General features: G+C 37.0%; 20 protein-coding genes. 12 read left to right on the forward strand and 8 right to left on the reverse strand.

All coding sequences use genetic code 11. From position 1 onward, the window contains the following. Positions 1–36 precede the first annotated feature (36 nt). Positions 37–522 carry a tRNA adenosine(34) deaminase TadA gene (gene tadA / locus ACZ2V4_RS06840; RefSeq protein ID WP_219493284.1) on the forward strand — a complete coding sequence of 162 codons (486 nt, stop codon included), beginning with the start codon at positions 37–39 and terminating at the stop codon, positions 520–522. Positions 523–585: 63 nt separating this feature from the next. After that, a complete protein-coding gene (locus ACZ2V4_RS06845; protein WP_120785935.1) occupies positions 586–1,455 on the forward strand; it encodes a Cof-type HAD-IIB family hydrolase in 870 nt (289 codons plus the stop codon). A gap of 16 nt (positions 1,456–1,471) precedes the next feature. Here ACZ2V4_RS06845 and ACZ2V4_RS06850 read toward each other — a convergent pair whose 3' ends face one another. The 5 genes from ACZ2V4_RS06850 to thiD form a co-directional block, all read right to left on the reverse strand. Beyond that, the gene (locus ACZ2V4_RS06850; RefSeq protein WP_490514654.1) at positions 1,472–2,029 is read right to left on the reverse strand and encodes a sugar O-acetyltransferase; all 558 of its coding nucleotides are present in this window, start codon (positions 2,027–2,029) and stop codon (positions 1,472–1,474) included. 1 nt (position 2,030) lies between these two features. Next, on the reverse strand, positions 2,031–2,909 hold the full coding sequence (gene folE2, locus ACZ2V4_RS06855; RefSeq protein ID WP_283722224.1) for a GTP cyclohydrolase FolE2: 879 nt from the start codon (positions 2,907–2,909) through the stop codon (positions 2,031–2,033). Between the two features lie 13 nt (positions 2,910–2,922). Beyond that, the gene (gene bshB2 / locus ACZ2V4_RS06860) at positions 2,923–3,585 is read right to left on the reverse strand and encodes a bacillithiol biosynthesis deacetylase BshB2 (RefSeq protein ID WP_283722223.1); all 663 of its coding nucleotides are present in this window, start codon (positions 3,583–3,585) and stop codon (positions 2,923–2,925) included. A 13-nt stretch (positions 3,586–3,598) separates the two neighbouring features. Then, positions 3,599–3,955 carry a YojF family protein gene (locus tag ACZ2V4_RS06865; protein WP_211517734.1) on the reverse strand — a complete coding sequence of 119 codons (357 nt, stop codon included), beginning with the start codon at positions 3,953–3,955 and terminating at the stop codon, positions 3,599–3,601. Between the two features lie 244 nt (positions 3,956–4,199). Then, a complete protein-coding gene (gene thiD, locus ACZ2V4_RS06870) occupies positions 4,200–5,030 on the reverse strand; it encodes a bifunctional hydroxymethylpyrimidine kinase/phosphomethylpyrimidine kinase (protein WP_283722222.1) in 831 nt (276 codons plus the stop codon). Positions 5,031–5,125: 95 nt separating this feature from the next. Between thiD and ACZ2V4_RS06875 the strand changes: the two genes are divergently transcribed. The 4 genes from ACZ2V4_RS06875 to ACZ2V4_RS06890 all read left to right on the forward strand — a co-directional run bounded on the left by ACZ2V4_RS06875 (position 5,126) and on the right by ACZ2V4_RS06890 (position 8,081). After that, positions 5,126–5,785, forward strand: a complete 660-nt coding sequence (locus tag ACZ2V4_RS06875; protein ID WP_283722221.1) for a uracil-DNA glycosylase — start codon at positions 5,126–5,128, stop codon at positions 5,783–5,785. Further along, the gene (locus ACZ2V4_RS06880; protein ID WP_419895166.1) at positions 5,782–6,090 is read left to right on the forward strand and encodes a DUF5327 family protein; all 309 of its coding nucleotides are present in this window, start codon (positions 5,782–5,784) and stop codon (positions 6,088–6,090) included. Before ACZ2V4_RS06875 ends, ACZ2V4_RS06880 begins: the two co-directional genes overlap by 4 nt. Positions 6,091–6,109: 19 nt before the next feature. Next, positions 6,110–6,472, forward strand: coding sequence for a DUF423 domain-containing protein (locus ACZ2V4_RS06885; protein WP_120785942.1), 363 nt, complete (start codon positions 6,110–6,112; stop codon positions 6,470–6,472). A gap of 151 nt (positions 6,473–6,623) precedes the next feature. After that, positions 6,624–8,081, forward strand: a complete 1,458-nt coding sequence (locus ACZ2V4_RS06890; RefSeq protein ID WP_490514655.1) for an APC family permease — start codon at positions 6,624–6,626, stop codon at positions 8,079–8,081. 18 nt (positions 8,082–8,099) lie between these two features. On the opposite strand, the gene ACZ2V4_RS06895 is transcribed toward ACZ2V4_RS06890, so the two are convergent. Both ACZ2V4_RS06895 and ACZ2V4_RS06900 read right to left on the reverse strand, forming a co-directional pair. Next, a complete protein-coding gene (locus tag ACZ2V4_RS06895) occupies positions 8,100–8,207 on the reverse strand; it encodes a hypothetical protein (protein WP_490514656.1) in 108 nt (35 codons plus the stop codon). A 55-nt stretch (positions 8,208–8,262) separates the two neighbouring features. After that, positions 8,263–9,615 (reverse strand): APC family permease, encoded by a 1,353-nt coding sequence (locus tag ACZ2V4_RS06900; protein WP_219493276.1) that lies wholly within the window; start codon positions 9,613–9,615, stop codon positions 8,263–8,265. A 179-nt stretch (positions 9,616–9,794) separates the two neighbouring features. Between ACZ2V4_RS06900 and ACZ2V4_RS06905 the strand changes: the two genes are divergently transcribed. The 4 genes from ACZ2V4_RS06905 (at position 9,795) to ACZ2V4_RS06920 (ending at position 13,626) form a co-directional block, all read left to right on the forward strand. Continuing rightward, positions 9,795–10,748 carry an ABC transporter permease gene (locus tag ACZ2V4_RS06905; protein ID WP_490514657.1) on the forward strand — a complete coding sequence of 318 codons (954 nt, stop codon included), beginning with the start codon at positions 9,795–9,797 and terminating at the stop codon, positions 10,746–10,748. Then, the gene (locus tag ACZ2V4_RS06910) at positions 10,741–11,694 is read left to right on the forward strand and encodes an iron chelate uptake ABC transporter family permease subunit (RefSeq protein WP_219493275.1); all 954 of its coding nucleotides are present in this window, start codon (positions 10,741–10,743) and stop codon (positions 11,692–11,694) included. The genes ACZ2V4_RS06905 and ACZ2V4_RS06910 overlap by 8 nt, the downstream gene beginning before the upstream one ends. After that, positions 11,687–12,493 (forward strand): iron ABC transporter ATP-binding protein, encoded by an 807-nt coding sequence (locus tag ACZ2V4_RS06915; protein ID WP_099482409.1) that lies wholly within the window; start codon positions 11,687–11,689, stop codon positions 12,491–12,493. Before ACZ2V4_RS06910 ends, ACZ2V4_RS06915 begins: the two co-directional genes overlap by 8 nt. A gap of 92 nt (positions 12,494–12,585) precedes the next feature. Beyond that, positions 12,586–13,626, forward strand: coding sequence for a ferrated catecholamine ABC transporter substrate-binding lipoprotein SstD (locus tag ACZ2V4_RS06920; RefSeq protein WP_490514658.1), 1,041 nt, complete (start codon positions 12,586–12,588; stop codon positions 13,624–13,626). Between the two features lie 36 nt (positions 13,627–13,662). Here ACZ2V4_RS06920 and hemQ read toward each other — a convergent pair whose 3' ends face one another. Next, on the reverse strand, positions 13,663–14,412 hold the full coding sequence (gene hemQ, locus ACZ2V4_RS06925; RefSeq protein ID WP_219493274.1) for a hydrogen peroxide-dependent heme synthase: 750 nt from the start codon (positions 14,410–14,412) through the stop codon (positions 13,663–13,665). Between the two features lie 151 nt (positions 14,413–14,563). Here hemQ and pta point away from each other — a divergent pair, with 151 nt between their 5' ends. Both pta and ACZ2V4_RS06935 read left to right on the forward strand, forming a co-directional pair. Beyond that, on the forward strand, positions 14,564–15,553 hold the full coding sequence (pta, locus tag ACZ2V4_RS06930; RefSeq protein ID WP_099482339.1) for a phosphate acetyltransferase: 990 nt from the start codon (positions 14,564–14,566) through the stop codon (positions 15,551–15,553). Then, complete coding sequence (locus ACZ2V4_RS06935) at positions 15,553–16,377, forward strand: lipoate--protein ligase family protein (RefSeq protein ID WP_120785955.1); 825 nt, start codon at positions 15,553–15,555, stop codon at positions 16,375–16,377. The genes pta and ACZ2V4_RS06935 overlap by 1 nt, the downstream gene beginning before the upstream one ends. The last annotated feature ends 4 nt before the right edge of the window (positions 16,378–16,381 follow it).

A 16,381-nucleotide genomic window follows, 5' to 3' on the forward strand; every position in this document is an offset into this window, starting at 1 on the left:
GTATTGTACCATAAAATAAATAAGGCGGATGAAGAAATGAATCATGAAATCTTTATGCAGATGGCGATTGATGAAGCAAAAAAAGCATATAAAATCAATGAAGTACCTATTGGAGCAATCGTTGTAAAGCATGGGGAAGTTATTGGCCGTGGCCATAATTTACGAGAATCGTTACAAAATCCACTGATGCATGCAGAAGTTGTTGCGATAAATGAAGCAAGTAAAAATATTGGCTCATGGCGTTTAGAGGAATGTGTATTGTATGTGACACTTGAACCTTGTGTAATGTGTAGCGGAGCAATTGTAATGAGTAGGATTCCGACTGTCGTATACGGTGCTCATGATGCAAAAGGTGGTTGCAGTGGATCGCTCATGAACTTGTTGCATGAATCACGATTCAATCATCAGGCAACAGTAATTGCAGGTATCAAACATGAAGAATGCAGTCTATTGCTTAAAGATTTCTTTAAAACACTTAGAAATAATAAATTACTCGAGAAGAATAAGAAACTAAAAGAGTAACATCTTTAGATAAAAGTCACTGAATTTGATACACTGTATGTATTAATAATAGGAGATGAAATGATGATTAGACTAATCGCAACAGATATGGATGGTACATTATTGAATAGTGCGCATGAAATCTCAGAAGAAAATATTCAAGCGATTAAATATGCACAATCGAAAGGTGTCACTGTGGCTATTGCGACGGGACGCGCATTCTATGAAGCAAATACGCCTGTGAAACCAACTGGACTTAAAGTCCCTTTTATTTGTCTGAATGGGGCAGAAGTACGCGATGAAGCCTTCAATATAATATACACTTCTAAGATTAGTGATGAACAGATTAGGCTCATCACAGAAACTCTTAAAAAACATCATCTATACTATCAGGTATATACGAGTGCACGTATCTATACTGAAGATAAAGAGAAGGATCTTGAAATTTACATAGATATTGCGGAGAAAATGGGGCATACTCCAGATGTTGAAAAGATTCGTAAATCAATACAAAAGCGTATAGATAACGGCTCTTTAAAAGAAGTCGATAGTTATGAAGAAATATATAAACGTGAGGGTGAGGTTGTTCTGAAATTCCTGGCGTTTTCTAGTGATTTGTCAAAGATAGATGCAGCAAAGGCTGAACTTGCTGAATATAATAGTTTAGCAATATCATCATCATCAAGAGGGAATATAGAAATTACGCATACTAATGCACAAAAAGGAATTGCATTGGAATCCATATGTGAAAAACTGAATATTACGATGGATGAAGTGATGGCCATTGGTGATAACTTAAATGATGTTTCAATGTTAGAACGTGCTAAATATTCATTCGCTATGTCTAATGGAGCAGAGGAAGTTAAGCAGGTTGCTAAATACATGGCCGGGGACAATGAAGAAAGCGGTGTAGGACGCGCAATTATGCAAGTTATGAATGGAGAAATAAAATAAGCAGCCGTCTGGCTGCTTATTTTATTTGCCTGATTACTGTTGCAGGAATGCCTGCAACGACAGCATTATCTGGTATGTCTTTTGTTACAACTGCACCGCTCGCAATAACGACATTATTACCTATCTTTACACCTGGATTAATGATACTGTGTCCACCAATCCAGCAATTATCACCAATCACAACAGACTTTGCATACTCTAAACCGCTATTACGTTGAATAGGATCAATCGGATGAGTGGCTGTATAGATATGCACACCTGGCGCTATCATACAGTTATCGCCAATTGTAACTGACGCGCCATCTAAAATCGTTAAATCATGATTTGAATAAAAGTTTTCACCTACGTGAATATTATAGCCATAATCAACACGTATATTTGCTTCGACATGAATGTGCTCGCCCGTGGTTCCGAAGATTTCTTTAATGAGCTGACAGCGAGCATTTACTTCATCTTCTGGCAGATTATTGTAACGACGTGTCATAAGCTTTGCATTCATTCTATCGTGCGCAAGTTGTGCGTCAGAGGGATTATATATAGCACCTTGTAGCATCTTTTCTTTTTCAGTGAGCATATTATTTATTATACGTCAGACGTGCAAAGGCATCATGCTGATGAATAGATTCTTCATTGCGACATTCAATTGTAAAACCTGTAACGAAATCAAGTTCTACTAAATCAGCTGCAATTAATCGTAATAAATCTTCGACAAAACGTGGGTTTTCATATGCACGTTCCGTTACTGATTTTTCATCTGTACGTTTTAATATTGGGTATAGCATTGAACTAGCGTTGACTTCCATCGCTTCTAAGATGCGTTCTTTGAAGTTTGCTGGTAATTCACCTTCTGGTGCAAAGTCAGCTTTAACTGTCACGATACCGCGTTGGTTATGAGCAGAGTATTCGCTGATTTCTTTAGAGCACGGGCAAAGTGTTGTTACCATTGCAGTCAATGTTAACGATTTATTAACTGTCGTATCACCTTCAACTGTCATAGAAAAACGTGTATCAGCATGTCCGATTGCACGTAGGTTTGTTACTGGACTGAAACGGTCAAAGAACCATTTTGCATCTACATCAACAGTCGCATCTTTTTGATGCATTACTGTCTGTAAAGTAATTAATACTGTTTTTAATGTATCGAAATCAAGCGATAAACCATTATCATAATGGGCTTCAACTGATTCTAAAATACGGCTCATGTTAATGCCTTTTTCATCTTTAGCTAAATGCGTGGATAGGCTAAATGTTCCTGCTGTTTGATAACCATCCAGTCGGACGGGATATGTTAAATTTTTAATACCTACATGATCGATTTCAAATAAAAAATCTTTTTTCGAACTTTGCAGGTCTGTCATCTTTTCTTTCTCAGTAGGTTTACTCCCTTTAATAGGATCTACCGAACCGAAATGTTTCCATCGACCTTCACGTGTATTTAAATTATATTGATCCATCTCATTCTCCTAATTAAACTTCGTATTCGTAGAAGCGTTCTTTTCGAAGCCACATATCTTGTGCCGCTTCTGCTTCTTGTGTATTTGCCGCTAAATTTTCTAGCATTGGTCCTGTTTGCGATGCATGTGCACCTAATACATTCATCTTTCTTTCTTCATATCCCGTAATATCATATTCAACATTTGGTTCTCCGATATTCTCAACAGTATCATTACTAAAAGCGACTAATTGTAATTTAGGCTTTTCACCCTCCATACGACGCACCGCTTCAACTACTGCATCTGCTGTGGCTTCGTGGTCTGGATGTACAGAGTAACCTGGATAGAACGAAATGATTTTTGAAGGATTTAATTCATTGATTAATCCTGTCACCATGTCGACTAAGTCATCTAATAATTCAAATTCTAATGTCTTATCACGGTAACCCATTTTGCGTAAGTCGGTAATTCCCATTACGCGACAAGCTTCTTCTAATTCTTTCTCACGAATCTTTGGTAATGATTCACGGGTTGCAAATGGCGGATTCCCTAGGTTTCTCCCCATTTGCCCTAGCGTTAAGCATGCATAAGTAACTGGCGTGCCTGCATCTATATGTTTCATAATCGTACCTGATACACCGAATGCTTCATCATCCGGATGAGGGAAGATTACGAGCACTTGTCTTTCTTGTTCCATCATCATTTCCCCCTTAAACCTCAAATGGCGTTTCGCTTATTTCAAGAGCTGCGGCAAGCTGACCTTGATAGTTTAAACCAGCCATTAAGAAACGGCCTTCTTCGTCAATTTCAAAGTGTGTTAAACCTTGTACATAAATCCAGCCACTATTTAATTTCAAACCGACACGGAAAGGTTCTTTTCCGCCGCCAGTAATAATCCCTTGAATATATGATACTTGAATATTACGTAAGAATGTACCTGCATTGAACACTTTTTGATCAAAGTGACTTGCATAAGCACCATTCGTTGTTTCTACATGTAAATAGACAGGTTTCTCTTGAAATTGATTCAATAGCTCCTGTACTTGTTGTTTGTCGATTAATTCCATTTTCATTACTCCTCAAAGTTTATACTAAACTATTTTACTAAATAAATTGTAAAAATTATACCTTTTGAGCTTGTATAAGAAAAAAAGACATAAAAAAACTGAGCGATATCCGTACTTATAATGCGGTACGCTCGAACTAACGGCGTTCCACGCTCAGGCACGAGTTAAATCAAAAAAGATGACTGGAAACAAAGAACATTTCCTGCCATCTTTTCATAATATTACTCATGTCACAATCTTTTTTTTACACTTCTTTAGTTGTTACTTCAATCTTCTCAACGTTATTGTAAGCACCATGCTGTACTGGTCCTACAAATTCGTTCATTTTCCATCCGTGTTTAATTGCTGATGCGACAAATCCTTTAGCAGCAATTACCGCTTCACGTGGAGATTTACCTAATGCTAAGTTTGCTGTTGTAGCAGCGGCAAATGTACAACCTGCACCGTGATTATATGATGATTGGAATTTATCAGTTGTCAGTAATGTATAATTATCACCATCGTAATATAAATCTAATGCTTTATCAGATTCTAAAGCTTTTCCACCTTTGATAATAACGTGTTTTGCACCACGTTGATGAATGATTTCAGCAGCTTCTTTCATTTGTTCGATTGTTGTTAGTTTACCTAAACCAGATAATTGACCTGCTTCGAACAAGTTCGGTGTCACAATTGTAGCAAGTGGTAATAAATATTTAATCATAGCATCCGTGTTGCCAGGATTAAGCACTTCATCTTCCCCTTTGCATACCATAACAGGGTCCACTACGAAATACGCAGCATCAGAATCTTCAAAAGCTTTGGCCGCACGCTGGATGATTTCTTCAGTTCCTAACATACCTGTTTTAATGGCATCAGGGCCGATAGATAATGCAGTTTTAATTTGTTTATCTAATAATTCAATTGGCAGTGGTGTAACATCATGGCCCCAAGTTTCTGGATCCATTGCGACTACAGCGGTTAATGCCACCATACCGTATGTGTTATATTCCTGGAAAGTTTTTAAGTCAGCTTGCATACCAGCTCCAGCACTTGTATCAGATCCGGCAATTGTTAAAATCTTTTTTAAGCTCATTTTCATTTCCCCTATTCTTGTTTGTTTGTTAATATCATATCATGAATACGTTTAATTCAAAATGATATATTTATAATATATATGAGGTGGATAGTATGGAATGGGAGCAGATTTTTCATGGAATTAAAGAGAAATATAACTTTGATGAAATGGATGAAATATTAGAAAAAGCATATGCAACACAGACAGTATATCCAGCACGTGAGAATATATATAATGCGTTTAAGTTTACGCCATTTAATGACGTTAAAGTTGTGATTATAGGTCAAGATCCTTATCATGGTGCAAATCAGGCACATGGCTTGGCCTTTTCTGTAATGAATGGAACAAAACTTCCGCCATCATTACGTAACATGTATCAGGAGCTGGAAAACGATTTAAACATTCGAAGACATACAGGTGAATTGACAGGATGGGCATATGAAGGTGTGTTATTATTGAATAATGTATTGACTGTTTTAGGTGGTCAGGCACATTCGCATAAAGGTATTGGGTGGGAGCAGTTTACAACTGAAATTATAAAAGCTGTTTCGCAATATAGAGAAAACGTGGTCTTCATACTATGGGGTAAACCAGCACAGAAACTTGAGCCTTTAATTGATAAGACGAAACATAAAGTCATTAAAAGTGTCCATCCAAGTCCATTGAGTGCCTATAGAGGATTCTTTGGATCAAAACCATATAGTCAGACGAATGAATATTTAGTTGCACACAATAAGACGCCCATAGATTGGGGAAGGGAGGATGTTCAGTGAACGATAAACTCATTCAGAAATTGTCCGAAGAAGTTGAAGCGCTTAAACGCGCTTCAACTGTTGTAGAATTTAATAAACATCTCTATGCGATAGAAATGATGGCAAATATCGGACAAAGCGAAACGAAATCGATACCTAAACCTGCATATATGCCTGCAGAATCACCACCAGTAAAACAAACTGGACCGCACGAAGCGGTTTCACCAGAAGAACTGAAGATGATGGGTGCTAAAGTTGTATCGAATGATAGTAAGATAAAAACAGATGATGGTTTTGGTAATGGAGATTCAATCTTTGATTTTTAATAAATAGGAGGGCATTAACATGAAATTATTCTTGATTATAGGTGCATTTAACGCAATGTTAGCAGTGGCACTTGGTGCATTCGGTGCACATGGTTTAGAGGGTAAGTTAAGTGAGAAGTACATGGATATATGGGATAAAGCGACGGCGTATCAAATGTATCATGCGCTTGGTATTATTGCGATTGCAATTTTAAATGGTACTACGAAGATGAACTTAAATACAGCAGGATGGTTGATGACGATAGGTATTGTACTTTTTAGTGGGTCACTTTATCTATTGGCATTAACGCAAATTAAAGTGCTTGGTGCGATTACTCCAATTGGTGGTGTCCTGTTTATTGCAAGCTGGGTTATGCTGATGATTGCAGCAATTAAATATTAGGCTTATCATAAAGAAAATTTTGACGAGCATCCCTTAAACTATATTTTATGTTAAGGGATGCTTTTTTATATAAGTCTTCAGAAAAGTATAAGTAGGAATTTACATGTTATGGAATAGATAGATTAGGGTAAAGCATTTCTGAGGTGATTTTATGAGAGGGGAAATTATTAAAAAACCGCAAAAACCTGTACGTAAGGAGCTTGAGAAGAATCTTTCTGAAAAATTTGTATGGGCTATAGCATATGGTTCAAGTATAGGAGGGGGTGCATTTATTTTACCAGGTGACTGGATAAAAAGCGCTGGCCCAATAGGTGCTACAATCGGCATACTCCTTGGCGCATTACTTATGATTGTCATTGCAGTAAGTTATGGTGCTTTAGTTGAGAAATTTCCGGTATCAGGGGGTGCATTTGCATTTGGTTACTTAGGATTCGGAAAATACATTGCATTTTTTTCAAGCTGGTTCTTAACTTTTGGATATATATGCATTGTCGCATTAAATGCATCAGCGTTTAGTTTAATCTTTAAATTCTTATTCCCGGGACTTATGACAAGAGGTAAATTATATACGGTCGCCGGATGGGATGTATATGTTACAGAGATTATATTATCTTCAGTAATACTTATTATATTTGGATGGATAAGTGTTAAAGGAGCAAGTTTTTCAGGAAACTTACAATACGTATTTTGTGTCATATTAGCAGTCGTAGTAATCATGCTATTTATTAGTTCAATGTTTACAAAGGATTTTTCATTTGGATATTTATCACCAATTTTCAACGAAAACATGGGAGCTTTACAATCGATACTTATGATCTTAGCAGTCGCACCTTGGGCTTTTGTGGGATTTGATAATATTCCTCAAACTGCAGAAGAATTTAATTTTGCGCCTAGCAAAACATTTAAATTAATTGTTTTTAGTTTATCTGCAAGTGCATTTACATACGTAGCAATGATTTTATTGACGGGCTGGACAGTTAAAGATGCATCTGTATTAGGCGGAGATTTATTTGTTACAGGATCAGTTATCCAGTATGCATTTGGATACATTGGTGTAGGAATACTATCAGTTGCAATACTGATGGGGATATTTACTGGATTGAATGGATTTCTGATGAGTTCAAGCAGATTGTTGTTTTCGATGGGGCGTTCGGGTGTAATGCCGAGAATATTTAGCCGTATTCATCCAAAATACAATACACCATACATAGCAATAGCATTCATTACATTACTGGCGCTTTGTTCTCCATGGCTAGGTAGAACAGCGTTGACGTGGATTGTCGATATGAGTTCTACAGGAGTGTCTATTGCGTATTTAGTGACATGCTTAAGTGCTTATCGTCTTTTTGGACAACGTAATACACTACACTATGACCTGAAATATAAATGGATGGCGTTACTTGGAGTAATTGTGAGCGCCACGTTCCTTATTTTATTACTCTTTCCGGGGTCTCCGGCATCACTTAAACTACCTAGTTATATTGCATTAGCAGTTTGGTTAATAATAGGGATTATATTCTTTATGATTCGTTTTCGTAAACTTAAAGCAATGTCTAAAGAGACATTAGATCACCTAATTTTAGATAAGGAAATAAACAAAAGCAGCTAAAACTTTAGCTGCTTTTGTTTATTTACGTGTTGTATTTTGTTGGTGCGAACGTTTCTCTAATTGTTTTTTTACGATTGGAATTAGGATGGGACTTAATTTAATGATTAGTCGAACTAAACGTTTCATAGTATATCCTCATTTCTGTAATGTATTAGTAGTTATATAACCGTTATTGCGTATATTAAACATGTTTTTTGCGCAACATGAAATAAAATGGAATTCCGATGACTACGAAAAGTACACCGAGCATTGAACCGGTGAAATCACTCATTAATGTACTGATGATAATAAATAGACCTCCACCCATCGCAACGATAGGGACGATTGGATATAACGGTACTGAATAATCGCGTTTTTGTCCTTTATTTTGTTTGCGTAATATAAACAGTCCGATAAAGCTAGCGATATAGAAGATATAAATTACGAATATACATACTTCAGATAAGTAGTCGGCGTTCACGACTTCAGGAATTACGATTGTAAGTAAAAGTAGAATCATACTTACAACATACATTGTAATCATTGCACCGATGGGTGTTTTAAATTTAGGGCTTACATAGCTGATAAATTTCGCGAAGGGCAATAAGTTATCATCAGCCATTGCAAATGGAATACGAGGGAAAGTCATAATTTTTCCGTTCAAGCAACCGAATATCGAGATAATAACGCCGATATTAACAAATTTAGAACCGAGGTCACCGAATAATATTTTAGCGGCTTCCGCAGATGAAGTGTTTCCTAGTCCAACAAGCGTTTCAGCAGGGATGACTTTAAAGACAGCGATATTGATGAGTACATATGCGAATGTAACAACGCTTAGTCCTATAAGCATCGCAAGTGGCAGATTGCGCTTTGCATTTTTCATTTCACCTGTTAAGTTTGTCAGTAGAATCCATCCATCGTATGCAAATAACGTAGCTAGTACGGCACGACCGAAATTAACTTCTCCTTTATTCTCAATTAAGCTTGTCACGTTATGTCCGAATACACCTTCTTTACCCCACAACAAACCGAAGATAATAATAGCGAATACAGGAATCAGTTTACAGATTGTAGTAAAGGTCTGCATCGCACCACCAGCATTTGTACCAAGAATATTAAGAATGACAAGAAAAGTAAATGCTGCGACACCAATCCATATACCTAGGGCTGGATCGATTCCAAAAAAGTTCGTTACGAGTATGCCGAAGAATAATGAAAGTGAAGCGATAATTGCGGGGCCATAGATGACCGTCTGCATCCAACCTGTTAAAAATCCCCAGAAGGGACCATAAATATCTCTAATATAAGCATACAATCCTCCGGTTTTTGGTATTTGTGCGCCTACTTCTGAAATAGTCAGACCTGCTGCTAAAGTTAATACACCTCCGACAACCCAGGCCCAGATTGCAAGATCACTTGTACCTGCATGATTGAGCACTACGGAAGGTTTAACGAACACGCCAGAACCAATAATCGTTCCGATAACTATCGTTATAGCAGTCCAGAATCCTATCGTTTTTTCGAGTGCTTGTTCTCCATGATGTTTATTCATAACGCCACCTCTTTTTATAGTTTTTATCAATATATCATGAAATCAGAATATAAAGAATAGTAATTCAATAAAGTATTTTTTTATAATACGTATTGATTTATTTCAGATTTTTGATAATATTGTAATTGAGAATTTTTCTCATTGATAACTATTATCAATGATGACAGGAGCTTTTGTTCATGAAAATAATTTACACCACATTACTGTTGCTGGTTTTGTCTATAATTTCAATGTTTATTGGTGTTGTAGATTTGAGCCCATCAAATTTACTAAACTTGGATGAGAATCAAAAGAATATTTTGTTGAACAGTCGATTGCCGAGAACATTTGCTATTATATTAGCCGGTGTAGCACTAAGTGTGGCGGGTTTGTTGATGCAGCAGCTCACACGTAATAAATTCGTGTCACCAACAACAGCGGGGACGATGGATTTTGCGAAGTTTGGTGTACTCATCGCAATGATATTCTTTGCACAAGCACCACTACTTGTTAAATTATCATTCAGTATTGTTTCAGCGATTATCGGTACGATGATGTTTATGTGGATTGTCAATCGTATCAAGTTTAAAGATGCTATCTTTATTCCCCTTGTAGGGCTCATGCTCGGTAACATCGTTTCAAGTTTAGCGACGTTTATGGCACTACGTTTCAATGCTATGCAAAGTATTTCTAACTTCTTTGTGGGAAACTTCTCGATGATTACGAAAGGACGCTATGAAGTATTATTTGTTATTATTCCTATGGTAGTGCTGATTTACCTCTTTGCGCATCACTTTACCATCGTCGGAATGGGGGAGTCCTTCAGTAAAAACTTAGGTATATCTTACGCGAAGATGATGAATTTAGGAGTTGTTATTGCTGCAATCGTTTCGGCGACAGTAGTTGTAACAGTCGGTGTATTACCATTTTTAGGATTGATTATTCCGAATATCGTCGGACTGTTTGTCGGCGATCATATGAATAAAGCTTTACCATATACAGCACTGTTTGGTGCAATTCTTGTTATGGTAGCAGATATATTCAGTCGATTAATTATCTTTCCTTATGAGATTCCGATTGGTCTCACACTCGGGATCGTAGGAAGTGTTATCTTCATGGCGATTCTTCTGAAAAGGAGGAAGTCATATGTCTAGCCAAATGAAAAAGGCGAGTGCACTCATTATTGTAATGCTGCTCCTTATGACAGGGTTTGTGCTGATTCAGTTGAATTTTGCAATTCTTGATTACGTTCTCCCTTCAAGATTAAGAAAACTTGCAGCGATATTACTTGTAGGTGCAGCAATTGGTGTATCATCACTCGTATTCCAGTCGATTACTGAGAATCATTTATTAACTCCTTCAGTCATTGGGTTAGACGCTGTGTACTTATTTATTCAGACGATTATTATCTTCTTGTTCGGGAAGATGGGAGATGCCGTGTTTAACGTATATACGAACTTCTTCGTCTCTGTAATATTAATGATTGGTTTTACATTAGGTTTATTCAACCTCGTATTTAAGAAGAATACGTCCGTATACTTTGTACTACTTTTTGGTATTGTAATGGGGACATGTTTTTCAAGCTTATCAAGCTTTATGCATATGGTTATGAATCCAGATGACTTCTTGCTGTTACAGGATAAATTGTTTGCGAGCTTTAATACAGTGAATGAGAAACTATTAATTATCAGCTGTGCACTCATCATCATATTACTGATATATATTTACAAGAAATCATATGAATTAGATGTGTTAAGCCTCGGAAAGACCCATGCAACCAATCTTGGTGTAAATGTCGACAGGCTTACACGTAACATGCTGCTTGTAATTGCAATACTAGTCAGCATTTCAACAGCACTCGTTGGACCGATTACGTTTTTAGGTATTATCGTATGTAACGTAACTTATCAGCTCATGCAGACATTTAAACACCAATATTTAATCATTTCTGTAATTGCAGTATCCGCAATTACATTGTTACTTGGCCAAATGATCAATCAATATTTCTTCGATGGAACGACAGAGATTACGATACTTATCAACTTTATCGGAGGGATTTACTTCATATACTTATTATTCAAGGAGGGCGCTCATGATTAAAGTTAACAATTTGTATAAAAATATCGGTAATAAAACAATATTAAAAGACGTATCAACGGAAATTAAGAAAGGTGCAATCACAGCGATTATCGGCCCAAACGGTGCTGGTAAGAGTACATTGTTATCAGCCATTACGAGACTGTCTGATTTTGATAAAGGGACAGTGCAGTTAAATAATCAAGAAATCAGTAAGATGAAAAGCGATGATATCGCGATGCAGCTTGCAGTATTGAAACAAAGTAACCATACGAATTTAAAGATAACAGTACGTGATCTTGTAAACTTCGGACGATTTCCATATTCAAAAGGACGTCTCACGAAAGAAGACGAACGTATCGTTAACGAAGCAATCGACTATTTAGAGTTAGAATCTTTTGAAACAAGATTTCTTGATGAATTATCAGGTGGACAAAGACAACGCGCATATATTGCGATGACATTAGCACAAGATACAGACTATATCTTCCTTGATGAACCACTAAATAATCTTGATATGAAACATTCGGTACAAATGATGCAGCTATTACGTCGTTTAGTACGCGAAAAAGGAAAAACGATTGTAATCGTAATACACGACATTAACTTCGCATCATGTTACGCAGATTACATTATCGCCCTGAAAGACGGTGAAGTACTGCTGGATGGAACGAAAAACGAATGTATCACAACAGAAAACTTGAAGACTGTATACGATATGGACATTAATATCGAGTGCATATTCGGACAGCAAATTTGTGTATACTTCGATGATGAAAGTATGACGGTAGATGAATTTATAGAAGAAGTTCAGGCGGTATAAACTTAAATCATCGAAAGGAGTGTTGCCGGGTTATTACTACTATGGGGCAGCGATAAAACGGGGGAAATACATTACACTAAGGAGACTGGAAAATGAAACGTATTATTGGATTAGTTATCACATTATCATTAATTTTAGTATTAGCAGCATGTGGAGGAACGAAGGATACTTCTAAAACAGATGACAAAACATCAAGTGGTTCAAATGGCAAAGCTGAAACAGTAAAAATCGATAATAAATATAAGTTAATGGGTGAAAAAGAAGACGGTAGTGACGCAAAAGAAGTATCTGAAACTGTGGAAGTAATTAAAAACCCAAAAAGCGTTGCAGTATTTGATTACGGAACACTTACAACATTAAAGGAAATTGGCGCGGATAAAAACGTAAAAGGTATGCCAAAAGGTGAAGGGAACCGTAGCTTACCTGAATTCTTAAAAGAATATAAAGATGATAAATATGCAAACTTAGGAAGCCTAAAAGAACCAAACTTTGAAAAATTAGCTGAAATGCAACCAGACCTTATCTTAATCTCAGGTCGTCAGGCTAACCAGAAGGTAATGGATGAAATGAAAAAAGCAGCACCGAAAGCACAAATTGTATATGTTGGTGCAGATGATAAGAACTATATCGATAGTATTAAAGTGAATACTGAAAATATCGGCAAAATCTTCGGTAAAGAGAAAGAAACTGAAAAGCTTATTGCAGACATAGATAAAAAAATCAAAGAAGTTAAAGCAATGACTGAGAAATCAGATAAAAAAGGATTGTTCGTGTTAGCAAATGAAGGTGAACTTTCTGTATTCGGTAAAGGCGGACGTTTCGGGTTTATTCATGATGTATTAGGCGTGAAAGAAACGGATGAAAATATTACAGCAAAAGGTCACGGACAAGTAATTAACTTTGAATATATCAACAAGAAGAATCCGGATATTATCTTTGCGATGGACCGTGGAGTAGCTGTAGGTGGTAAGTCTTCAGCTGAACAAGCGTTATCAAATGATGTTATTAAAAACGTTAACGCAATTAAAGATAATAAAGTCGTAGAAGTAGATCCATACTTATGGTACTTCTCAAGCGGTGGTGCAGTAACGATTGTGAAACAAATTGAAGAAGTAGAGAAAGCTTATAAATAAAAATAATGCGTGTGTCTTTTGACACACGCATTATTTTTATAATGCAAATAAATCTTGAAGGTCATTTACTGTAAGAATGTTTCCGACGTAGAAGCCGCCAAACTCACCGTAACGTGCTGATACTTCGTCGAATCTCATTTCGTATACAAGTTTCTTAAATTGTAATACATCGTCTGAGAAGAGTGTAACACCCCATTCATAATCGTCGAATCCTACAGATCCTGTGATAAATTGTTTAACGATGCCTGCATAGCCACGACCGATCATGCCGTGTGAACGCATAAGTCCTTTGCGGTGATCCATATCTAACATATACCAATTGTCTTCACCTTGACGACGTTTATCCATTGGATAGAAACATACATATTCAGAGCGTGGTAATTCAGGGTATAATCTTGCTTTAATATGTGGGTTTTCATATGGGTCTTCATTTGAGTCACCCGCTAAGTAGTTGCTTAACTCAATTACTGAAACGTATGAATATGTAGGGATTAAGAAATCTCTAATTGCAAGTTTGTTGAATTTGTTTTCAAGTGCTGTTAAGTCTTTCATTTCAGGGCGTAAAACCCAGAGCATTAAGTCAGCTTTCTGTCCTGTAATGTTGTATAACGCATATGAACCTTCCTTTGCACTATGGTTGTCTTCTAAAGTGTTGATAAACGCTTTAAACTCTTCAACCATCGCAGTTCTTTCGCTTTGTTCTAAAATTTTAAGGCTTGTAAAATCGATTGCATAGAATAGATGTAAACTATACCATCCGTCTAATGTCTTTGCTGCTTCATTCATTATCCATCTCTCCTTAAATTTAATCATGTTTATTCTAACATATATAATGGTATAAGTAATTTCTTATAATCTACAAATTGATGACGTGAAAAATAATGCAATTAGGTTTATAATAAGTACGGAAATAATTTAATTCATTCGGGAGGCTATTATGGCTAATTTGTTAGAAGTATTAAACGAGAAACTTTCAGGGAAGAATGTGAAGATTGTACTACCTGAAGGTAACGATGAGAGAGTATTACAAGCTGCAGTTGAGTTACATAAAGGTGATAAAGTTGCACCTATCGTTCTAGGTGATAAAGCTGAAATCGAAGCACTTGCTACAAAGTTAGGTGTTGCGATTGATGGTATTGAAATAATGGACCCGGCTACGAGCGAATTACGTGAAGACTTAATTGCGAAGTTTGTAGAGCGCCGTAAAGGTAAAGCGACAGAAGAACAAGCGACTGAAATGTTAAAGGATCCGAACTATTTTGGTACGATGTTAGTATATGCTGGTCATGCAGCTGGCTTAGTATCAGGTGCAGCACATTCTACAGCGGATACTGTACGTCCTGCATTACAAATTATTAAGACGAAGCCAGGCGTATCTCGTACATCAGGTGTATTCTTCATGATGCGTGGAGAAGAACAGTACGTTATGGGTGACTGTGCAATTAACCCTCAATTAGATTCACAAGCATTAGCCGAGATTGCGATTGAATCAGCGAAGACTGCAAAACAATTCGGTATGGAACCGAAAGTTGCAATGTTAAGCTTCTCAACGAAAGGTTCAGCAAAAACACCTGAAACTGAGAAAGTAACAGAAGCAACGAAATTAGCACAGGAGAAGTTAGCTTCAGAAAGCGATTTACAAGGTGTCGTAATTGATGGTGAATTCCAGTTTGATGCAGCGTTTGTTCCTTCAGTTGCAGCGAAGAAAGCACCTGAGTCTCCAATTCAAGGTGATGCAAATGTATTCGTATTCCCTTCATTAGAAGCGGGTAACATCGGTTACAAAATTGCACAACGTTTAGGTGGATTCGACGCAGTTGGACCAATCTTACAAGGATTAAATGCACCAGTAAATGATTTATCACGCGGATGTTCTACTGAAGATGTAGTATCATTATCCATCATTACTGCAGCACAATCACTATAATGACAGGTTCCATTTTCGAAGGAAAATGGCAATATGTTGATCATACGACAGGACTGCAGCCGATGCAGTCCTTTAGTTTTGATGATATGTACTGTCATTTAGTGGGTCAAGGTAATGATTCTGTAGTGAGAACGTGGGTACATAATCATGTCGTTATACTTGGCATTCATGATGCGAGATTACCGTACTTAGCTGAAGGAATAGAATACTTGAATAATCAAGGATATGGTGCGATTGTGCGTAATTCCGGTGGGTTAGGTGTTGTGCTTGATGCAGGTGTGCTGAATATTTCTCTTATATTTAAAGGGGATATCAGCTTCTCGATTGATGCAGGTTATGAATATATGTATGAGCTTGTGCAGGAGATGTTTGCGTCGTACGGTAAACGTATTGAAGCGAAAGAAATTACGCGCTCGTATTGTCCGGGGAGTTATGACTTAAGCATTGATGGCAAGAAGTTTGCAGGCATATCGCAACGTCGCGTTAAAGGTGGTATCGCAGTCCAGATTTATTTGTGTATTGAGGGCAGTGGCGGCGAGCGTGCCGAGCTGATGCGTCAGTTTTATGACATTGCATTGAACGGGCAAGAGACGAAGTTTCATTATCCGGATATTGATCCATCATGCATGGCCAGTCTTGAAGAATTGCTCGAGACAAAGTTGTCTGTTGAAGAAGTGCTGTTTAAATTATTGTTTGCGATGAAAGCACTTGGTGCTACACTTTCAAATAATGAGATGACAAACGACATGTGGACATTGTATAATATATATTTCGAGCGCATGATTGAACGTAATAGTAAATTGAAGATAAATCAGGAAGGGTGACATA

It is taken from the genome of Macrococcus sp. CoH-51_TC_04, from assembly GCF_058188655.1.